This window comes from Streptomyces sp. NPDC048415, from assembly GCF_040651675.1.
GTDB lineage: Bacteria > Actinomycetota > Actinomycetes > Streptomycetales > Streptomycetaceae > Streptomyces.
In genome coordinates, this window is sequence record NZ_JBEZKJ010000140.1 from 1 (window position 1) to 16263 (window position 16263).

At 70.7% G+C, this 16263-nt stretch carries 20 protein-coding genes; 10 read left to right on the top strand and 10 right to left on the bottom strand.

Annotated elements, in window-relative coordinates; all coding sequences use genetic code 11:
- Positions 1–4: 4 nt before the first annotated feature.
- On the bottom strand, positions 5–223 hold the full coding sequence (locus tag AB0D27_RS42280) for a hypothetical protein (RefSeq protein WP_362520141.1): 219 nt from the start codon (positions 221–223) through the stop codon (positions 5–7).
- Positions 224–327: 104 nt separating this feature from the next.
- Here AB0D27_RS42280 and AB0D27_RS42285 point away from each other — a divergent pair, with 104 nt between their 5' ends.
- Genes AB0D27_RS42285 through AB0D27_RS42295 form a run of 3 tightly spaced genes read left to right on the top strand, consistent with a single transcriptional unit; the run spans position 328 to position 3115 of the window.
- Positions 328–1158 (top strand): chorismate synthase, encoded by an 831-nt coding sequence (locus AB0D27_RS42285; RefSeq protein WP_362520143.1) that lies wholly within the window; start codon positions 328–330, stop codon positions 1156–1158.
- Entirely contained in the window at positions 1155–2276 is a 1122-nt protein-coding gene (menC, locus tag AB0D27_RS42290; protein WP_362520146.1) for an o-succinylbenzoate synthase, read from the top strand. Before AB0D27_RS42285 ends, menC begins: the two co-directional genes overlap by 4 nt.
- Before the next feature lie 50 nt (positions 2277–2326).
- Positions 2327–3115, top strand: coding sequence for a S16 family serine protease (locus AB0D27_RS42295; RefSeq protein WP_362520149.1), 789 nt, complete (start codon positions 2327–2329; stop codon positions 3113–3115).
- Here the strand turns inward: AB0D27_RS42295 and AB0D27_RS42300 are convergent, their stop codons facing one another.
- The 7 genes from AB0D27_RS42300 to AB0D27_RS42330 form a co-directional block, all read right to left on the bottom strand.
- Positions 3116–3301 carry a hypothetical protein gene (locus tag AB0D27_RS42300; protein ID WP_362520187.1) on the bottom strand — a complete coding sequence of 62 codons (186 nt, stop codon included), beginning with the start codon at positions 3299–3301 and terminating at the stop codon, positions 3116–3118.
- 15 nt (positions 3302–3316) lie between these two features.
- On the bottom strand, positions 3317–3901 hold the full coding sequence (locus AB0D27_RS42305; protein ID WP_362520151.1) for a helix-turn-helix domain-containing protein: 585 nt from the start codon (positions 3899–3901) through the stop codon (positions 3317–3319).
- Positions 3902–3988: 87 nt separating this feature from the next.
- A complete protein-coding gene (locus AB0D27_RS42310; protein WP_362520154.1) occupies positions 3989–4951 on the bottom strand; it encodes a glycine betaine ABC transporter substrate-binding protein in 963 nt (320 codons plus the stop codon).
- Positions 4948–5802 carry an ABC transporter permease gene (locus AB0D27_RS42315; protein ID WP_362520157.1) on the bottom strand — a complete coding sequence of 285 codons (855 nt, stop codon included), beginning with the start codon at positions 5800–5802 and terminating at the stop codon, positions 4948–4950. Before AB0D27_RS42315 ends, AB0D27_RS42310 begins: the two co-directional genes overlap by 4 nt.
- Entirely contained in the window at positions 5799–7067 is a 1269-nt protein-coding gene (locus AB0D27_RS42320) for a betaine/proline/choline family ABC transporter ATP-binding protein (RefSeq protein ID WP_362520160.1), read from the bottom strand. Before AB0D27_RS42320 ends, AB0D27_RS42315 begins: the two co-directional genes overlap by 4 nt.
- Positions 7060–7707: an ABC transporter permease gene (locus AB0D27_RS42325; RefSeq protein ID WP_362520163.1), complete on the bottom strand. Its 648-nt coding sequence runs from the start codon at positions 7705–7707 to the stop codon at positions 7060–7062. Before AB0D27_RS42325 ends, AB0D27_RS42320 begins: the two co-directional genes overlap by 8 nt.
- A 22-nt stretch (positions 7708–7729) precedes the next feature.
- Positions 7730–8200 carry an Lrp/AsnC family transcriptional regulator gene (locus AB0D27_RS42330; protein WP_362520189.1) on the bottom strand — a complete coding sequence of 157 codons (471 nt, stop codon included), beginning with the start codon at positions 8198–8200 and terminating at the stop codon, positions 7730–7732.
- Between the two features lie 122 nt (positions 8201–8322).
- Between AB0D27_RS42330 and hppD the strand changes: the two genes are divergently transcribed.
- From hppD to nthA, 5 genes are all read left to right on the top strand, one after another.
- On the top strand, positions 8323–9468 hold the full coding sequence (gene hppD, locus AB0D27_RS42335) for a 4-hydroxyphenylpyruvate dioxygenase (RefSeq protein WP_362520166.1): 1146 nt from the start codon (positions 8323–8325) through the stop codon (positions 9466–9468).
- A gap of 120 nt (positions 9469–9588) precedes the next feature.
- Positions 9589–10485 carry a Teichoic acid biosynthesis protein C (Precursor) gene (locus tag AB0D27_RS42340; RefSeq protein ID WP_362520168.1) on the top strand — a complete coding sequence of 299 codons (897 nt, stop codon included), beginning with the start codon at positions 9589–9591 and terminating at the stop codon, positions 10483–10485.
- A gap of 26 nt (positions 10486–10511) precedes the next feature.
- Positions 10512–10823 carry a hypothetical protein gene (locus tag AB0D27_RS42345; RefSeq protein WP_362520171.1) on the top strand — a complete coding sequence of 104 codons (312 nt, stop codon included), beginning with the start codon at positions 10512–10514 and terminating at the stop codon, positions 10821–10823.
- A complete protein-coding gene (locus tag AB0D27_RS42350) occupies positions 10816–11109 on the top strand; it encodes an SH3-like domain-containing protein (RefSeq protein WP_362520174.1) in 294 nt (97 codons plus the stop codon). Before AB0D27_RS42345 ends, AB0D27_RS42350 begins: the two co-directional genes overlap by 8 nt.
- Positions 11099–11680 carry a nitrile hydratase subunit alpha gene (nthA, locus tag AB0D27_RS42355; RefSeq protein WP_362520177.1) on the top strand — a complete coding sequence of 194 codons (582 nt, stop codon included), beginning with the start codon at positions 11099–11101 and terminating at the stop codon, positions 11678–11680. The genes AB0D27_RS42350 and nthA overlap by 11 nt, the downstream gene beginning before the upstream one ends.
- A 79-nt stretch (positions 11681–11759) precedes the next feature.
- Here nthA and AB0D27_RS42360 read toward each other — a convergent pair whose 3' ends face one another.
- Positions 11760–13307, bottom strand: coding sequence for a tetratricopeptide repeat protein (locus AB0D27_RS42360; RefSeq protein ID WP_362520179.1), 1548 nt, complete (start codon positions 13305–13307; stop codon positions 11760–11762).
- A gap of 92 nt (positions 13308–13399) precedes the next feature.
- Here AB0D27_RS42360 and AB0D27_RS42365 point away from each other — a divergent pair, with 92 nt between their 5' ends.
- Entirely contained in the window at positions 13400–14806 is a 1407-nt protein-coding gene (locus AB0D27_RS42365) for an FAD-linked oxidase C-terminal domain-containing protein (protein WP_362520192.1), read from the top strand.
- A 12-nt stretch (positions 14807–14818) separates the two neighbouring features.
- On the opposite strand, the gene AB0D27_RS42370 is transcribed toward AB0D27_RS42365, so the two are convergent.
- Positions 14819–15292, bottom strand: coding sequence for an SsgA family sporulation/cell division regulator (locus tag AB0D27_RS42370; RefSeq protein ID WP_362520182.1), 474 nt, complete (start codon positions 15290–15292; stop codon positions 14819–14821).
- Between the two features lie 261 nt (positions 15293–15553).
- On the opposite strand from AB0D27_RS42370, the gene AB0D27_RS42375 reads away from it, so the two are divergent.
- On the top strand, positions 15554–16263 hold a 710-nt coding region (locus tag AB0D27_RS42375), incomplete at its 3' end, for a DUF2510 domain-containing protein (protein WP_362520184.1).

Genomic DNA, 16263 nt, shown 5'->3' on the forward strand with positions numbered 1-16263 from the left:
AGACTTACCAGGGGGCGCTGGGGGATCTCGATCCAGGCCTCGCCGCGGCCGCGCGCACGCCGACCGCGAGCAGCAGTGCCCCGGGCGCCCGGGGCAGCGGTGCGTGGGCGTCGTACAACACCGCCTCAGTGACGGGCACGGCGAGCCCGGCGGGCGCGGTGTGCAGACGTACGGAGGGGCCGCCGATGACGTCCAGCAGGTCGCCGAGGGTGCAGGCGTCCACATGGACCCCTTTCGTGAGGGCTTGGCCGATCTCCTCAGGAACGTACGCGGCCGTTGTCCTGATGCACAACGTGAGCGCCGCCACGAACTCCGAGACTCGGTGCCATGACAGGAGACTCCACAGCCGACGTACGTGATCTCGCGGCGGACGCCGCCCGCGCGGCCGGTGTCGGCGTCCGTACCGTGCACGACGTCAGCGGTATCGCCGCCGTGACCGACTTCTTCGGCGACGTCTGGCAGACCCCGCCCAGCGCACCGCCGTACCCGGCCGAGGTGCTGCACAGCCTCGTCCACGCGGGCGGCGCGGTGCACGCCGCGTACCCGCTCGGCGGGGAGCGGCTCGCCGGGGCCTCGGTCGCGGTCTTCGGGCCGCCCGGGCAGCGGGACACCTACTCCCTGGTGGCGGCGGCCGACCGCGGCGTCGGCTACGCCGTGAAGCAGGCCCAGCGCGCCTGGGCCCTGGAGCACGGCGCCCGCACCATGCGCTGGACCTTCGACCCGCTGGTCGGCCGCAACGCCCGCTTCAACCTGGCCAAGCTGGGCGCCACCGGCACGGAGTACCTCGTCGACTTCTACGGGCCCATGGCGGACGGGGTGAACGACGGGGACGAGAGCGACCGGCTGACGGTGAGCTGGGATCTCGCCGCGCCCCGTCGCCGTACGACGGCCGAAGGCGACCGTGACGGTGCCCGCGCCACCCACCTCGCCCCCGACGGCGCACCCCTCGCCCGCCGCGACCTCGCCGGCCGCCGTGTCTGGTGCCGTGTGCCGGACGACATCGTCAAGCTGCGCGCCGCCGACCCTCCGCTCGCGCTGCGCTGGCGGCACGCCGTCCGCGAGGTCTTCACGGAGGCCTTCGCCGAGGGGTTCGCCGCCACGGCGATGTCCCGCGACGGCTGGTACACCCTGACCCGGAAGGAGGAGGCCTCCGCATGAAGCTCGAACGCGTCGAAGTCGTCCACATCGCCCTGCCCCTCGTCACCCCGTTCCGTACGTCCTTCGGGACCATGACGACGAAGGACACCTTCCTCCTGCGTGTCGTCACGGACGCGGCGGAGGGCTGGTCGGAGTTCGCCGCCGACCCCGAGCCGCTGTACTGCTCGGAGTTCGTGGCGGGCGCCGAGATCGTGCTCCGCGACTTCCTGCTGCCGCGCGTGGCCGCCCTCCCGGACCTCACGGCCGCCGCGCTCGCCCCCGCGATGGCGAAGATCAAGGGCCACGAGCTGGCCAAGGCGGCGCTGGAGACGGCCGTGCTCGACGCCGAGCTGCGCGCGTACGGCATGCCGCTCGCGACCTATCTGGGGTCCGTGCGCGACCGTGTACCCGCCGGGGTCTCCGTCGGCATCAAGGAGTCCGTCCCGGCACTTCTCGACGACGTGGAGCGCTATCTCGCCGAGGGGTACGTCCGCATCAAGCTGAAGATCGAACCCGGCTGGGACGTGGATCCCATACGGGCCGTGCGGGAGCGCTTCGGGGACGCGCTGCCGCTCCAGGTCGACGCGAATACGGCGTACTCGCTCGCGGACGCCGAGCATCTGCGCCGGCTCGACGAGTTCGGGCTGCTGCTGATCGAGGAGCCGCTGGAGGAAAACAACCTGCACGCGCACACGCGCCTCCAGCAGCGCATCGCCACCCCTGTCTGCCTGGACGAGTCGCTGCACAGCGCCCGCGACACAGCGTCCGCGCTCGCCATGGACGCGTGCCGGGTCGTGAATGTGAAGCCCGCCCGGGTCGGCGGCTATCTGGAGGCCCGCCGTATCCACGACGTGGCGCACGCGCACGGGGTGCCGGTGTGGTGCGGCGGCATGCTGGAGACGGGCATCGGCCGGGCCCCGAACCTGGCGCTGGCGGCCCTGCCCGGCTGCACGCTCCCCGGCGACACCTCCGCCTCCAGCCGCTACTTCGCCGAGGACATCACCGAGCCCTTCGTCCTCGAGGAGGGCCATCTGCCGGTCCCGCGGACGCCCGGCATCGGCATCGCCCCCCTCCCGGAGGCCCTGCGCCGCTTCACGACCGCCCGGCGGGACCTGTACGGGGGCCGTGCCGGTCGGTGACGTGAGACCTGTACGGGAGCCGCGCTGAGCGGTGACGTTAGATTGACTCCGTGCTCTCTCGCCTCACGCGCCCCCAGGCCGTCGCCGTCTGCGCCCTTCCCGTCGTGGCCCTGCTCGCCACGGCGGTGTTCGCCCCGCTGCCGTTCTCCGTGGCGCAGCCCGGCCTGACGGCGAACGTCCTCGGCGAGAACAAGGGCGACCCAGTGATCACGATCAGCGGGACGGCGACCCGTCGGACGCGCGGGCAGCTGCGGATGACGACGATCGAGGCGACCGGCCCGGACGCGCGTGTCTCCCTCAGCGATGTGCTCGACGGCTGGTTCGCCACCGACCGGGCCGTGATGCCGCGCGACTCGGTCTACCCGAGCGGGAACAGCGTCAAGGAGATCGAGCGGCACAACGCGGACGAGATGAGGAAGTCCCAGGACATGGCCACCGAGGCGGCGCTCTCGTACCTCCACGAGAAGAACGACGTCAAGGTCACGCTCAAGCTCGCCGACGTCGGCGGGCCCAGCGCCGGGCTGCTCTTCTCGCTCGGCATCGTCGACAAACTGGACGGCGACGGCAGCGGCGGCGACCTCACGGGGGGCCGCACCATCGCGGGTACGGGGACGATCGACACCGACGGCAAGGTCGGCGCGGTGGGGGGAGTCGCCCTGAAGACCCAGGCCGCGCGGCGCGACGGGGCGACGATCTTCCTCGTACCGAGGGCGGAGTGCTCGGACGCGAAGTCGGAGCTGCCGAAGGGGCTGCGGCTGATTCCGGTGACCACCCTGAAGGGCGCGGTGGACGCTCTGGTGTCCCTGGAGAAGGGGAAGGGCTCGGTTCCGAGCTGCTAGCTAGTGCGCTACGGCCACCTTCGGCGCGGAGGCGAGGCGCAGGCCGACCTCTACGAGGGTCCAGCCGAGGCGGGTGCGCAGTTCGCTCGGACGCTTGGTCCCGGCGGCGAGACGGTACGCGTCGGCCTGGGCCTGGAGTTCGGCGGCGCGGGTGTGGTGCAGGGCGAGGTGGGTGTGCGGCTCGATCATCGGGTGCCTCTCTCAATCCGTGGTGATGGGGAAGGCGTGCGTGTGGATGCGTACTTGTGCGGCGTCCGCGTCGTCCTCGGTGGCGGCGAGGTCGCGGTAGCTCTCGACGAGCGCGTGCATCTTCTCGGTGAGTTCGCGGGTGAGCTCGGGCGTCAGCCGTAGCGTCGCGCTGCTCATGTCCCAGACGCGGTTCCATTCCTCCGGCCATGTGTCCCGGTTGCCCAGCCAGGTGGACAGGTCCCGGGTCTGCGTGGTCGCGACCTCGTGGAGGTACATGTCGGCGGCCCCGCGCACGGCCGGGTCGGCGTTCGTGAGCAGAGAGTCGTCGAAACTGAGGCCGCGGTGGGCTGCCTTCCACCACCGCTCCCTCCCCTTGCCCCGCTCGGGGGCGTCCTCGACGAAGCCGTGGGCGGCGAGCTGACGCAGGTGGTAGCTGGTGGCACCGCTCGACTCGCCCAACTTCTGGGCGAGTTGGGAGGCGGTGGCCGGACCGCCGAAGCGCAGGGCGTCCAGGAGCTGCATGCGCAGGGGGTGTGCGAGCCCGCGCAGGGAGCGGGCGTCGAGACTGCGGACCTGTGGATCCTGGGGCTCGTTCATGCGTACCAACATAACGTTGCAAAGGAATAGTTGCAAGGATTGCTTTGCAACCAAGTCTTTGGAAGTCGAGGAGACGGCCGACCCGTGTCACCCTCCCTTGACGAACCCCTCCGCCTTCATCCAGTCCAGCGCCACCTGGTGCGGATCCTCCCCGTTCACGTCCACCCTCGCGTTCAGGTCCCGCGCCACCGTGTTGTTCAGCCTCTTCGTCACCGGCTCGATGACCTGGGCGATCGCCGGATACTTCTTCAGGGCCTTGGAGTTGATCTCAGGGGCGGCGTTGTAGTTGGGGAAGAACTTCTTGTCGTCGGCCATCACCGCCAGGTTCATCGACTTGATGCGCCCGTCGGTGGTGAACACCTCCCCGTACGTGCAACTCCCCTTCGCCACCTGGGTGTAGATGATCCCGGTGTCCATCTGGGTGACGTTCTTCGCCGGCACGTTCATCCCGTACGCCTTCTCCAGGCCCGGCAACCCGTCGGCCCGGTTGGCGAACTCGCTCTCCACGCACAGCGTGACCGCGCCCGGGTCCGACCTGGCCAGCGCGGCCACGTCGGAGAGCGTCTTCGTGCCGTACTTCTTGAAGTTGGCCTGGTTCATGGCGAGCGCGTACGTGTTGTTGAGGGCGGACGGCGGCAGCCAGGTCAGCCCGTTCTTGAGGTCGGCGTCCCGCACGGCCTGCCACTGCTTCAACGGGTTGTCGATGGGCGAACTGTTGCCGAGGTACGTGATCCACGCCGTGCCCGTGTACTCGTACATGGCGTCCGCGTCTCCGCTCTTGACGGCCTCGCGGGCGCCGATCGACCCCTGGATGCCGGTCCGGTCGAGTACGTCCGCGCCGGCCGCCTCGAAGGCGATGCCCATGATCGCGCCGAGGATCAGCTGCTCGGTGAACTCCTTGGAGGTCACGGTGAGATCGGCGCCCTTGAGCGGTTCGCCCACTCCGATCGAGCCGGGCCTGACGTCGTCGACCATGGGGGAGCCGCTGGTCAGACCGCAGCCGGAGGCCAGCACCAGCACCCCGGCCAGCAGCAGAAACCCGCGCCTCACGACCCTGCCTCCAACCCGCGTGGACGGAGCAGCAGTTCGGCCAGCGACGCGAGCCAGTCGACGAGCAGCGCTAGCGAGACCGTGAGGATCGAGCCGAGGACCAGGACCGGCATCCGCTGGGTGGTGATCCCGGTGGTGATGAGGACGCCGAGACCGCCTCCGCCGCCGAAGGTGGCGAGGGTGGCCGTACCCACGTTCAGGACGAGGGCCGTGCGCACGCCGGCGAGGATCAGGGGGACGGCGAGGGGGAGTTCGATGCGGGACAGGACGCCCAGCGGCGACATGCCGATGCCGCGGGCCGCCTCGAGGAGCGTCGGGTCGTTGGCCTTCAGGCCCGCGATCGTGTTGGACAGGACCGGCAGGACGGCGTAGATGATGATGCCGATCAAGGCGGCCTTCTGACCGGTGCCGAGCCAGATGACCAGGAGCGCCAGCAGGCCGATCGCCGGCGTCGCCTGTCCCATGTTGGCGAAGGTCATCGCGACCGGCGTCGCTTTCCGGAACGCCCTGCGGGTGAGCAGGATGCCCAGCGGGATCGCGATGATCAGCACGAAGAAGGTGGAGATGGCGGTCAGTTGGATCTGTTGCCACAGGGCCTTGGACACCTGGCCGTTCGACAGGGCGTTCTCGGAGATCGGGTCGAGGTGCGCCTGCTGGAACCAGATCCAGGTGGCGAGCAGCACGGCGATCAGCAGAACGGGCAGGAAGGTCAGCTTCTGCCAGGTGACGCGGCGCCTGGTCGTGGCGGGCGGCGGCGGGGCCTCCTGTTCCGCCTCGCCCTCGTCCCGGAAGGCGAGCCCCTTGACGTCGTGCTCGTCCTCGGGCCGTTGCTCGGCCGGGGGAGTGTTCACGCCTTCGCCTCCCCGGTGTCGACGCCCTCCTGGTCGTGGTGGGTCTGCAGGGCGCGCGCCTCCTCCAGCTCGTGCTGGTGCTCCATCGCGTCGAGCCGGTCGGCCTCGAGGAGTTCGTGCACGGAGTTCATCAGCGTCTCCATGTCGACGACGCCGGTGTACTCGCCGCGCCGCCCGGTGACCGCGACCCGGCCCGTGTTGTCGATGAGCACCGCCTCCAGGGCGTCCCGCAGTGTCGCGTCCCTGGTCACCGTGTCGTGCACCAGCGTGCCCGCCCGTGCCAGTGAGCCCCTGGCCCGCATCAGGTCGCCGCGCCGCAGCCACTTGTAGGGGCGGCCCCGCTTGTCCAGCAGCAGGATCTCGTTCGTACCGCTGGAGCGGAGCTTGTTGAAGATGTCCTGGAGCGGGTCGTCGACGGTGACCGTCGGATAGTCCGTGATCTCCACGTCCCGTACACGGGTGAGGTTGAGCCGCTTGAGCGCCGCGCCCGCGCCCACGAACCCCGAAACGAAGTCGTCGGCCGGATTGGTGAGGATCGCCTCCGGGGTGTCGAACTGGGCGATGTGCGAGCGCTCGCGCAGGACCGCGATCCGGTCACCGAGCTTGATCGCCTCGTCGAAGTCGTGCGTGACGAAGACGATCGTCTTGTGCAGCTCGTACTGGAGCCGGATCAGCTCGTCCTGGAGGTGGTCGCGGGTGATCGGGTCCACCGCTCCGAACGGCTCGTCCATCAGCAGGACGGGCGGATCGGCGGCGAGCGCCCGGGCCACCCCCACCCGTTGCTGTTGGCCGCCCGAGAGCTGGCGCGGATAGCGGCCCTGGAACTCGCCCGGGTCCAGCCCGACCAGGTCCAGCATCTCCTCGACCCGCGCCTTGATCCTCGACTTGGACCAGCCGACCATTTTCGGTACGAGCGCGATGTTCTGGGCGACGGTCATGTGCGGGAAGAGCCCGGAGGACTGGATCGCGTAGCCGACCTTGCGGCGCAGCTTCACCGGGTCCATGTCGGTGACGTCCTCGCCGCCGATGCGGATACGGCCGCCGGTCGGCTCGATCAGCCGGTTGATCATCTTCAGGGTGGTGGACTTCCCGCACCCTGACGGACCCACGAGGACGACGAGTTCACCCGCCTTGATCTCCATGTTGACGCTGTCCACGGCGGGATCGCGGCTGCCCGGATACCGCTTGGTGAGATTCTCCAGCTCGATCGTCGCACCCGTGGTGGAGGCGGAGGTGGAGGCGGAGGCGGAGGCAGTCTCAGGCACGGATCCCCCTCGGAATGGTCAGCCGCCCGATCAGGACGTACGCGGCGTCGAACAGCAGCGCCAGAATGATGATCCCGAGCGTGCCCGCGAGCACCTGGTTGAGCGCGTTCTTGCTGCCCAGGGAGCCGATGCCGCGGAAGATCTCGTTGCCGAGGCCGGGCCCTGAGGCGTACGCCGCGATGGCCGCGATGCCCATCAGCATCTGGGTGGAGACCCGGATGCCGGTGAGGATCGGCGGCCAGGCCAGCGGCAGCTCGACCCGCACCAGCCGGGCGAACCGCGACATGCCGATGCCCTTCGCCGCGTCCACGAGCGAGGGATCGACGCCGCGCAGGCCCACGATCGCGTTGCGCACGATCGGCAGCAGCCCGTACAGGGTCAGCGCGGTGACGGTCGGCGGCACGCCCAGGCCCACGATCGGGATCAGCAGACCGATCATGGCGAGCGACGGGATGGTCAGAATCGTGGACGTGGTGGTCGTGGCGAGACTGCCGGCCCACTCGCTGCGGTAGGTGACGACACCGATCACCACGCCGATGACGGTCGCCACGACCATGCACTGGAAGACCGCGCTGGCGTGCTGGTAGGCGTCCGTGAGCAGCTGCTGATGGCGGCTGCTCAGGTACTCCCAGAAGTTCACGCCACCTCACCCCGGTCCTCGGTCAGTGCTCGGTCGCCGCCTGCTCCACCAGCGGGATGATCCGTAGCGGAACGGGGTTCTCCATGACGATCGCCGTGGAGGCCCGGACGATGCCATCAAAACCGACAACCCGGTCGATCACCCGCTGGAGATCGGCGTTCGAGCGCGCCACGAGCCGGCACAGCATGTCCCCGCCGCCGGTGGTGGTGTGCAGCTCCAGGACCTCGGGCACGGTCGCCAAATGGGCCCGTACGTCAGCCCCTTGGCCCTGCCGGATCTGCAGGGTCGCGAACGCGGTGACGGGGTACCCGAGCGCCGCGGGGTCCACCTGCGGTCCGAACCCGCGGATGACTCCGTTCGACTGAAGCCGGTCGAGCCGGGCCTGCACCGTGCCGCGCGCGACCCCGAGCCGCCGCGACATCTCCAGGACGCCGATGCGCGGCTCCTCGGCGAGCAGCACGAGGAGCCGGCCGTCCAGATGATCGATCGCCACGCGGACCTCCGAGATGGTCATCCTGTACATAAAGCCCGGCGATACCCGCCTTGCTCTGAGCACATTGTCCAGCCGATACGCAAACTGTTGCGCACCTTGCGGAACGGAGGGAGTCTGCGGCCATGACGCAGACCACACACCACACCCCTGACACCGCCCGGCAGGCCGACCCCTTCCCGGTCAAGGGAATGGACGCGGTCGTCTTCGCCGTCGGCAACGCCAAGCAGGCCGCGCACTACTACTCCACCGCCTTCGGCATGCGGCTCGTGGCCTACTCCGGACCGGAGAACGGCAGCCGCGAGACGGCGTCGTACGTCCTCGAGAACGGCTCGGCGCGCTTCGTCCTCACCTCCGTCATCAAGCCCGCCACCACCTGGGGCCACTTCCTCGCCGAGCACGTGGCCGCGCACGGCGACGGCGTCGTCGACCTCGCCATCGAGGTGCCGGACGCGCGCGCCGCGTACGCGTACGCCATCGAGCACGGCGCCCGTTCGGTCGAGGAGCCGTACGAGATCAAGGACGAGCACGGCACGGTCGTCCTCGCCGCGATCGCCACGTACGGCGAGACACGCCACACGCTCGTCGAGCGCTCGGGCTACGAGGGCCCCTATCTGCCCGGTTTCGTGACCGCGAAGCCGATCGTGGAGCCGCCCGCCCACCGCACCTTCCAGGCCATCGACCACTGCGTCGGCAATGTCGAACTCGGCCGCATGAACGACTGGGTCGGCTTCTACAACAAGGTCATGGGCTTCACGAACATGAAGGAGTTCGTGGGCGACGACATCGCGACCGAGTACAGCGCCCTGATGTCGAAGGTCGTCGCCGACGGCACGCTCAAGGTCAAGTTCCCGATCAACGAGCCCGCCATCGCCAAGAAGAAGTCCCAGATCGACGAGTACCTGGAGTTCTACGGCGGCGCGGGCGTCCAGCACATCGCGCTGAACACGAACGACATCGTCGAGACCGTACGCACCATGCGCGCGGCCGGAGTCCAGTTCCTCGACACCCCCGACTCCTACTACGACACCCTCGGCGAGTGGGTCGGCGACACCCGTGTCCCCGTCGACACCCTGCGCGAGCTGAAGATCCTCGCCGACCGCGACGAGGACGGCTATCTGCTGCAGATCTTCACCAAGCCGGTCCAGGACCGGCCGACCGTCTTCTTCGAGATCATCGAGCGGCACGGCTCGATGGGCTTCGGCAAGGGCAACTTCAAGGCCCTGTTCGAGGCGATCGAGCGGGAGCAGGAGAAGCGGGGCAACCTGTAAGCCACCTGTGGATCGGCGTGTGTCCGCGCGCCGAACTTGCAGCCGTAGAACCCCAGTTGGGACTCTCAAGTCCTGTGGACGCCGCCCGGGCGCCCACAGGACACGGGAGGACGAGGCCTCATGGGGGAGACACAGGCCGGCACCACCACCGTCGAGGGGCGCATAGACCTCGCCACACCGGCCGTCCGCTGGCTGTGGAAGAAGGACACACTCCGCGAGAAGACGGTCGCGCAGTCCTTCGCCTTCGACGAGGTGAACAAGCGGCTGTACGTCCTGCAGATCGCGCCCGGCGGCAGGGGCCGGGGCAACCTGTGCCTGAGCAAGCTCGACTACGAGGGCAACCGGCTCGGCCACATGTATCTGCCGGGCTTCGGACACGGCGTGTCCATGGGCGTGCAGAACGCCTCCAACGGCACCGTCTGGATCTGGACGGAGGCCGACGCGCCGAAGGGGAACGGATACGGCAGGGGCGTCACCCGCTTCCGCTTCTTCAACGGACAGACGCGCACCCTCGGCCAGGTCAAGGTCCGCCACCCGATAGCCGGGTCCGTCAACAACCAGCCGTCCGTCTGTATGGCCGGCAGCCGCATCGCCATACGCCACCGCGTTGCGGGCAAGCCGCGCTACCGCGTCTGGGACCTCGACACCTTCATCGCGGGCGACTACGCGGACCACCTCGCCGACTTCGCGCAGACCGGCGCCCACCCGGACCCCGACATCCCGTTCCAGGGGTACGCGCTGCACGGCGACCACCTCTACCAGCTCGCGGGCACGGCGTACGACGAGGCGGCCAACCCGCCCGCGCGCCACGGCAACGCGTACCTCTCCTGCCTCGACATCCGCACCGGCAAGCTGCTCCAGCGGGAGCGGACCGAGGCCGGGTACTCGCTCGACCACCGCGAACCCGAGGGCCTCGCCATCCGGCGCACGGGTGGCCTGCGGCTGTACATGGGGCTCGCCTCGGGTGTCGAGGGGGCCCGCAGATTCTCGGCCTTCTACAAGCCGTACAAGGCATAGCCGGGCGGGCGTCGTACGCTGACCGCATGGCCAGGATCAACGACGTGGGCGGCGTGCAAGGCTTCGGTGCCCTCGACACCAGCGACGACACCGAGCCCTTCCACGCCGACTGGGAGGCCCGGGTCGTCGGCCTCTTCAACGCGCTGCGCGGACAGGGGCTGTTCAACACCAACGAGTTCCGGGACGCGATCGAGTCGATGCCGGCCAAGGAGTACCTGGCGGCCTCGTACTACGAGCGGTGGTTCACCGCGATCTGCGCGCTGCTGGAGCGCAAGGGTGTCATCGCGCCGGGCGAGCTGGACGCACCGGACGAGACCGGGGCCGGGGCCCATGGCTGAGGACCGCTTCGCGCCGGGCACATACGTCCGCACCTTCGACCACGATCCGCCGCACCACACCCGCCTGCCGCGCTACGCCCGCGGCAAGCGGGGCGTCGTCGTCGAGCCAGAGGGACGTGCCGAACTCGCGGACGTCAGCGCGCGGGGGAGCGGCCCCGACACTCCGGTCGAGCAGGTGTACGCGGTCCGCTTCGCGGCCCGTGACCTGTGGGGCGAGGGCGACCATCACGTCGTACTGGACTTGTGGGAAAGCTACTTGGAAGAGGATCCCGGACATGAGCGGTGACCACGCGGACGCGCTGATCTCCCGGAGGGTGCGGCGCCTGGAGAGCCTGCTGGAGGAGAAGGGGGTGCTCTCGGGCGGGGTGCTGGACGAGGCGATCGACGCGTTCCTCGCCCAGTCGTCGCCGGCCAACGGGGCGCGTGTCGTGGCCCGCGCCTGGGTGGACCCGGCCTTCAAGTCCCGCCTGCTGGCCGACGGGACGGCCGCCGTCCAGGAGCTCGGCTTCATGGAGGGCTCGTACCAGCGTCTGCGCGTCGTGGAGAACACGGAGTCCGTGCACAACGTCATCGTGTGCACCCTCTGCTCCTGCTACCCGCTCCGGCTCCTCGGTCCCTCCCCGAGCTGGTACAAGTCCGAGTCCTACCGTTCCCGCGTCGTCCGCGAACCCCGCGCGGTGCTGGCCGAGTTCGGCCTCCTCCTGCCCGCCGACACGCAGATCTCGGTCTGGGACTCCAGCGCCGAGACCCGCTATCTGGTCCTCCCCCGCCGCCCCGCCGGCACAGACTCCCTGGACGAACCGGAACTGACGGCCCTGGTCACCCGCAACGCCCTCATCGGCACGGCGGCCGTCTGAACCCGTCGGACCTACGCCCCTGGGGGTTCGTGGGCTGGCGCCCCGACGGCGGCCGGCCCCGCGCGGCGCGCCCCCGCGCTCAGCGCGTCCCCGGGCCTCCCGGGGCCGGTGTCGGTGTCGGTGCCGGCTCGGACGGCTCCGGGGTCGAGGGGTCTCCGGGGTCCTCCTCCGGCTCGTTCGGGTCCTGGACCGGGGGTTCGCCCAGGGCCGCCAGTGCCTGGTGGGCCTGTGGTACGAGGAGGGGGGAGAAGTACGGGTTGACGCGCAGGGCCTCGGCGAGGTGGCGGCGGGCCGGCCCGGCCAGGTCGAGGTCGCGTTCGATCTGCCCCCGGTGATAGGCGTAGAGCGCACTGCGTACGCCACCCCCGTGCTCCTTGTCCGTGGCCCGCGTGGCGAACTTGAGCGCGTCCTCGTTGTCCCCGGCCCGGTGCAGAGCCCAGCCCAGCGCGTCCGCGACGGGAATGCCGGGCTGACGCAGCCACTCGGCGTGCAGCCGCCGCACCGCCTCCACCGGATCCCCGTGGTCCGCCTCGAACAGCCCGAGGACCAGCTCGTCGTCCACGCCGGCCGCGGTCTCCTGCCGCACCCGTTCCCGCAGCAGGTCGTACTGCGCCCGCGCGTTCCTGCTGAGCCCCAGCTTCTCGTACAGCTCCCCCAGCTCCAGCGCGTACCGCGGCGCGGGCCGCTTGGCGAGCGCCGACCGATAGGCCCTCAACGCCTCCGAGGTGCGCCCGAGTGCCGCCAGCGCGCGCCCCCGCCCGGCGAGCGCCCCGTGCTCGTCGGGATCGGCGCGCAGCGCGGCCTCGTAGTAGCTCAGTGACTGCTCCCGGTCCCCGCGCTCCCACGCCAGGTCACCCGCCTGCTCGAGAAAGACCGCCTGCTCGGCGGGCGTCTTCGCGGCCGCCGCCGCGTCGGCGATCGAGGCCACCGCGTCCTCCCGCCAGCCGCGGTCCCAGTAGACGCGCGCGGCCCGCGCCATCACCGTCGGCCCGGTGCGCAGCCCCAGCAGCTTGTCCAGGGTCTTGCGGGTCGCCTTGTAGTCCCCGAGCCCGGTGTACGCGTCGATCAGCGGCGGATACGCCGTCCACCGCTTGGGCGCCAGCCGCACCGCCTCCTCGCCCCACTTCTTCGCCGCCCGGAAATCGCCCCGCGCGACGGCGAGCGTGGCGAGCCCGTCCAACGCCTCCGGGTTCGCCCTCGGCCCGACGGTCAGCGACGTACGCAGGGCGTCCTCGGCCTTCGCGTAGTACGCGGGCGTCGCGGTTCGCCGCGCCCGCTCCACGTACGCGTCGCCGAGCACCGCCCACGACTGCCCGTCGCGCGGGTGAGCCCGCAGATAGGCCTCGCGATCCCCGATGAGCGCCGCCAGATCGGGCAGCGCGGCCGGCACCCCGGCGCCCACCGCCGTCATCGCGCGGTTCAACGGACCCGCCGCCGGCCGCGGCGCCGCGGGATGCCGCGCCGAGGGATGCCGCACCGAGGGGAGCAGGACCAGCACACCGCCGAGGACGGCACCGCCCGCGACCACGCCGATCAGCACACGCCGGGCGACGGGGGAGAGGCGCGCCCCGGAGGGCTCCTGAGGCTGCAGCCCGGTGAGCACCGGCTGTCGCTCTTCGATCTCCATGCCGCTCACTGTGCGTCAATATGATGACCACATCCCGGCACGCCAAGGCTCGCGCGGATGGGGTTCACACCGATGGCCCCGAGTGCGACGCTGTGATCATGAGCCGTATCGAAGCCCCGCGCGACGAAGCGACCGGCAACCTCACGGACCGGCTGCTGAGCGGCCTGCCGGCCGAAGCCGTTCTCACCGATCCGGACGTCACGGCCTCGTACGCCAACGACATGGCGAGCTTCTGCGAGGCGGGCACCCCCGCCGTGGTCGTCCTGCCGCGCACCGTCGAACAGGTCCAGCACGTCATGCGCACCGCGACCGAGCTGCGCGTCCCGGTCGTCCCGCAGGGCGCCCGCACCGGCCTGTCCGGCGCAGCGAACGCCTCGGACGGCTGCATCGTGCTGTCCCTGGTGAAGATGGACCGGATCCTCGAGATCAACCCGGTCGACCGGATCGCCGTCGTCGAGCCCGGCGTCATCAACGCCACGCTCTCCCGAGCGGTGGGCGAACACGGCCTGTACTACCCGCCGGACCCCTCCAGCTGGGAGATGTGCACGATCGGCGGCAACATCGGCACGGCCTCCGGCGGCCTGTGCTGCGTCAAGTACGGGGTGACGGCCGAGTACGTCCTCGGCCTGGACGTCGTCCTCGCCGACGGACGGCTCATGTCCACCGGCCGCCGTACGGCGAAGGGCGTCGCCGGCTACGACCTCACCCGCCTCTTCGTGGGCTCCGAGGGCTCGCTCGGCATCGTCGTACGGGCAATCCTGGCCCTGAAGCCGCAGCCGCCCCAGCAGCTGGTCCTGGCCGCCGAGTTCGGGTCGGCGCGGGCCGCCTGCGACGCCGTCTGCCGGATCATGGAGGGCGGGCATGTGCCGTCCCTCCTCGAACTGATGGACCGTACGACCGTGAAGGCCGTCAACGACCTCGCGCACATGGGCCTCCCGGAGACCACCGAGGCGCTGCTGCTGGCCGCCTTCGACACCCACGATCCGGCCGCCGACCTCGCCGCGGTCGGCGCGCTCTGCGAAGCCGCGGGCGCCACCCAGGTCGTCCCCGCGGAGGACGCGGCCGAGTCCGAACTCCTCCTCCAGGCACGGCGGTTGTCGCTCACCGCGCTCGAGGCGGTCAAGGGCACCACGATGATCGACGACGTCTGCGTGCCGCGCTCCCGGCTCGGCGACATGCTCGAGGGCGTCGAGCGCGTCGCGGAGAAGTACGCCCTGACCATCGGCGTCTGCGCGCACGCCGGTGACGGCAACACCCACCCCACCGTCTGCTTCGACGCCGGCGACCCCGACGAGTCCCGGCGCGCCCGCGAGTCCTTCGACGAGCTCATGGCCCTCGGCCTGGAACTCAGCGGCACGATCACCGGGGAGCACGGCGTGGGCGTCCTGAAGAAAGAGTGGCTGGCGCGCGAGATCGGCCCGGTGGGCGTGGAGATGCAGCGGGCGATCAAGGCGACGTTCGACCCGCTGGGGCTGCTGAATCCGGGCAAGCTCTTCTGATCCCCGATCCCGTCACTCCCCGTCCTTCGACTCGTCCGACGGCCACGGGTCCCGCAGCCACAGGTCGTCGGCCGGCGTCGGAGCGAGCAGCTCGGCGAGGCCGGCGTCGATGCCGAGCTGCTCGGCCTCAGAGCCCGGCGGGACCGCCCGCAGGGTGCGCTCCAGCCACGCCGAAACCTGCGCGGCGGGCGCCTCGAGCAGCGCGTCGCCGTCCGGCGAATTCAGCGCCATCAGCACCACGCTGCGGCCCGCGACCTTCGTCGGCCACACCCGCACATCGCCGTGACCGCAGGGCCGGAACACCCCCTCCACGAGCAGTTCGCGGGCGAAGGTCCAGTTGACGGGGTGGTCGGAGCCGATATGAAAGGCGATGTGGACGGCGTACGGATCGTCGGTGCGGTAACTGAGCCGCGCCGGGACGGGGATGCTGCGCTCGGGTGACAGGACGAGTTTGAGCTCGAGCTCACGTTCCACGACGGTGTGCATGTCGGTGCGCTTCCTTTCGTTGTACGGGCCCTGTGAGCGGCCCCGTACGAGTGGAGAGCGCGTTGGTCCGCGAGCATTACGCGGGTTCGAGAGCTTTTTCGGAGGCGTTCTGAGCCCGTCAGGCGTTTGAGAACGAGCGCGAAGAGCGACATGGAGGTGCCCAAATGGGGGCTGTGAGTGCCGGAGCCGCCCAGTGGCACGCGCCGGTCTGATAGATGTGGAGCCCCCAAGAAACCCCCGAGCAGATACGGGACGACGGACATGAGCGCCCCAACCCCGGCCCCCGGTGACGACAGGCCCCGCGAAGGGTATTACCCGGACCCCTCCATTCCTGGATATGTCCGGTACTGGAACGGTGCCGCCTGGGTACCGGGTACGAGCCGCCCGGCGCCGTCCGACGGCGAGCCGCTCGCGCCGCCGCCCGGCGTGCGCCCCGCCCACGTGCCCGCACCGGCGCCCGCACCCGCGGAGGAGACGGGACCGCACTTCTTCGACGAGGACCCGCAGCCCCGCCGGACGAATCCCGCCGACGCCCAGCACGGCAGCCGCCCCGAGCCCGCCACCGCGTGGGGCGCCGACCGCTCCCAGCAGTCCGGCTTCGGCGGCGAACAGGACCGCCGCGTGTCCTGGGGCGCGCCCCAGGGTGCCGACCCGCGCATCCCGCGCGCGGCACAGCCGGCCGACGCGGTCATCCAGCCCGACGGCACGTCCTCCCGCACGGACGGTACGGCGACGATCCCGCCCGCCGACCCGGGCAGCGGTGCCCAGCCCCCGGCATCCGGCGGCACCGTGGTGTTCCGCCGTCCCACGGGGCCGGTGCGGCCCGCGGGGGCGGAGGGCGGCACTACGGGGAACGCCGGTTCCAGTGGAGCCGTCGACCGGGGCACGCCGCCCGGAACCTGTACGTCGGCCGTCGCTGTGGGCGTCCACCCCGTTCGTATCCAGTGGGTGCTGATGTCCTTCGGCAGGGC

Bases quoted from the DNA above. Each gene is read 5' to 3' on its own strand.
- AB0D27_RS42285 (WP_362520143.1), top strand. From the start codon at position 328: ATGACAGGAGACTCCACAGCCGACGTACGTGATCTCGCGGCGGACGCC.
- menC (WP_362520146.1), top strand. From the start codon at position 1,155: ATGAAGCTCGAACGCGTCGAAGTCGTCCACATCGCCCTGCCCCTCGTC.
- AB0D27_RS42305 (WP_362520151.1), bottom strand. From the start codon at position 3,901: ATGAACGAGCCCCAGGATCCACAGGTCCGCAGTCTCGACGCCCGCTCC.
- hppD (WP_362520166.1), top strand. From the start codon at position 8,323: ATGACGCAGACCACACACCACACCCCTGACACCGCCCGGCAGGCCGAC.
- AB0D27_RS42340 (WP_362520168.1), top strand. From the start codon at position 9,589: ATGGGGGAGACACAGGCCGGCACCACCACCGTCGAGGGGCGCATAGAC.
- AB0D27_RS42345 (WP_362520171.1), top strand. From the start codon at position 10,512: ATGGCCAGGATCAACGACGTGGGCGGCGTGCAAGGCTTCGGTGCCCTC.
- AB0D27_RS42350 (WP_362520174.1), top strand. From the start codon at position 10,816: ATGGCTGAGGACCGCTTCGCGCCGGGCACATACGTCCGCACCTTCGAC.
- nthA (WP_362520177.1), top strand. From the start codon at position 11,099: ATGAGCGGTGACCACGCGGACGCGCTGATCTCCCGGAGGGTGCGGCGC.
- AB0D27_RS42360 (WP_362520179.1), bottom strand. From the start codon at position 13,307: ATGGAGATCGAAGAGCGACAGCCGGTGCTCACCGGGCTGCAGCCTCAG.
- AB0D27_RS42370 (WP_362520182.1), bottom strand. From the start codon at position 15,292: ATGCACACCGTCGTGGAACGTGAGCTCGAGCTCAAACTCGTCCTGTCA.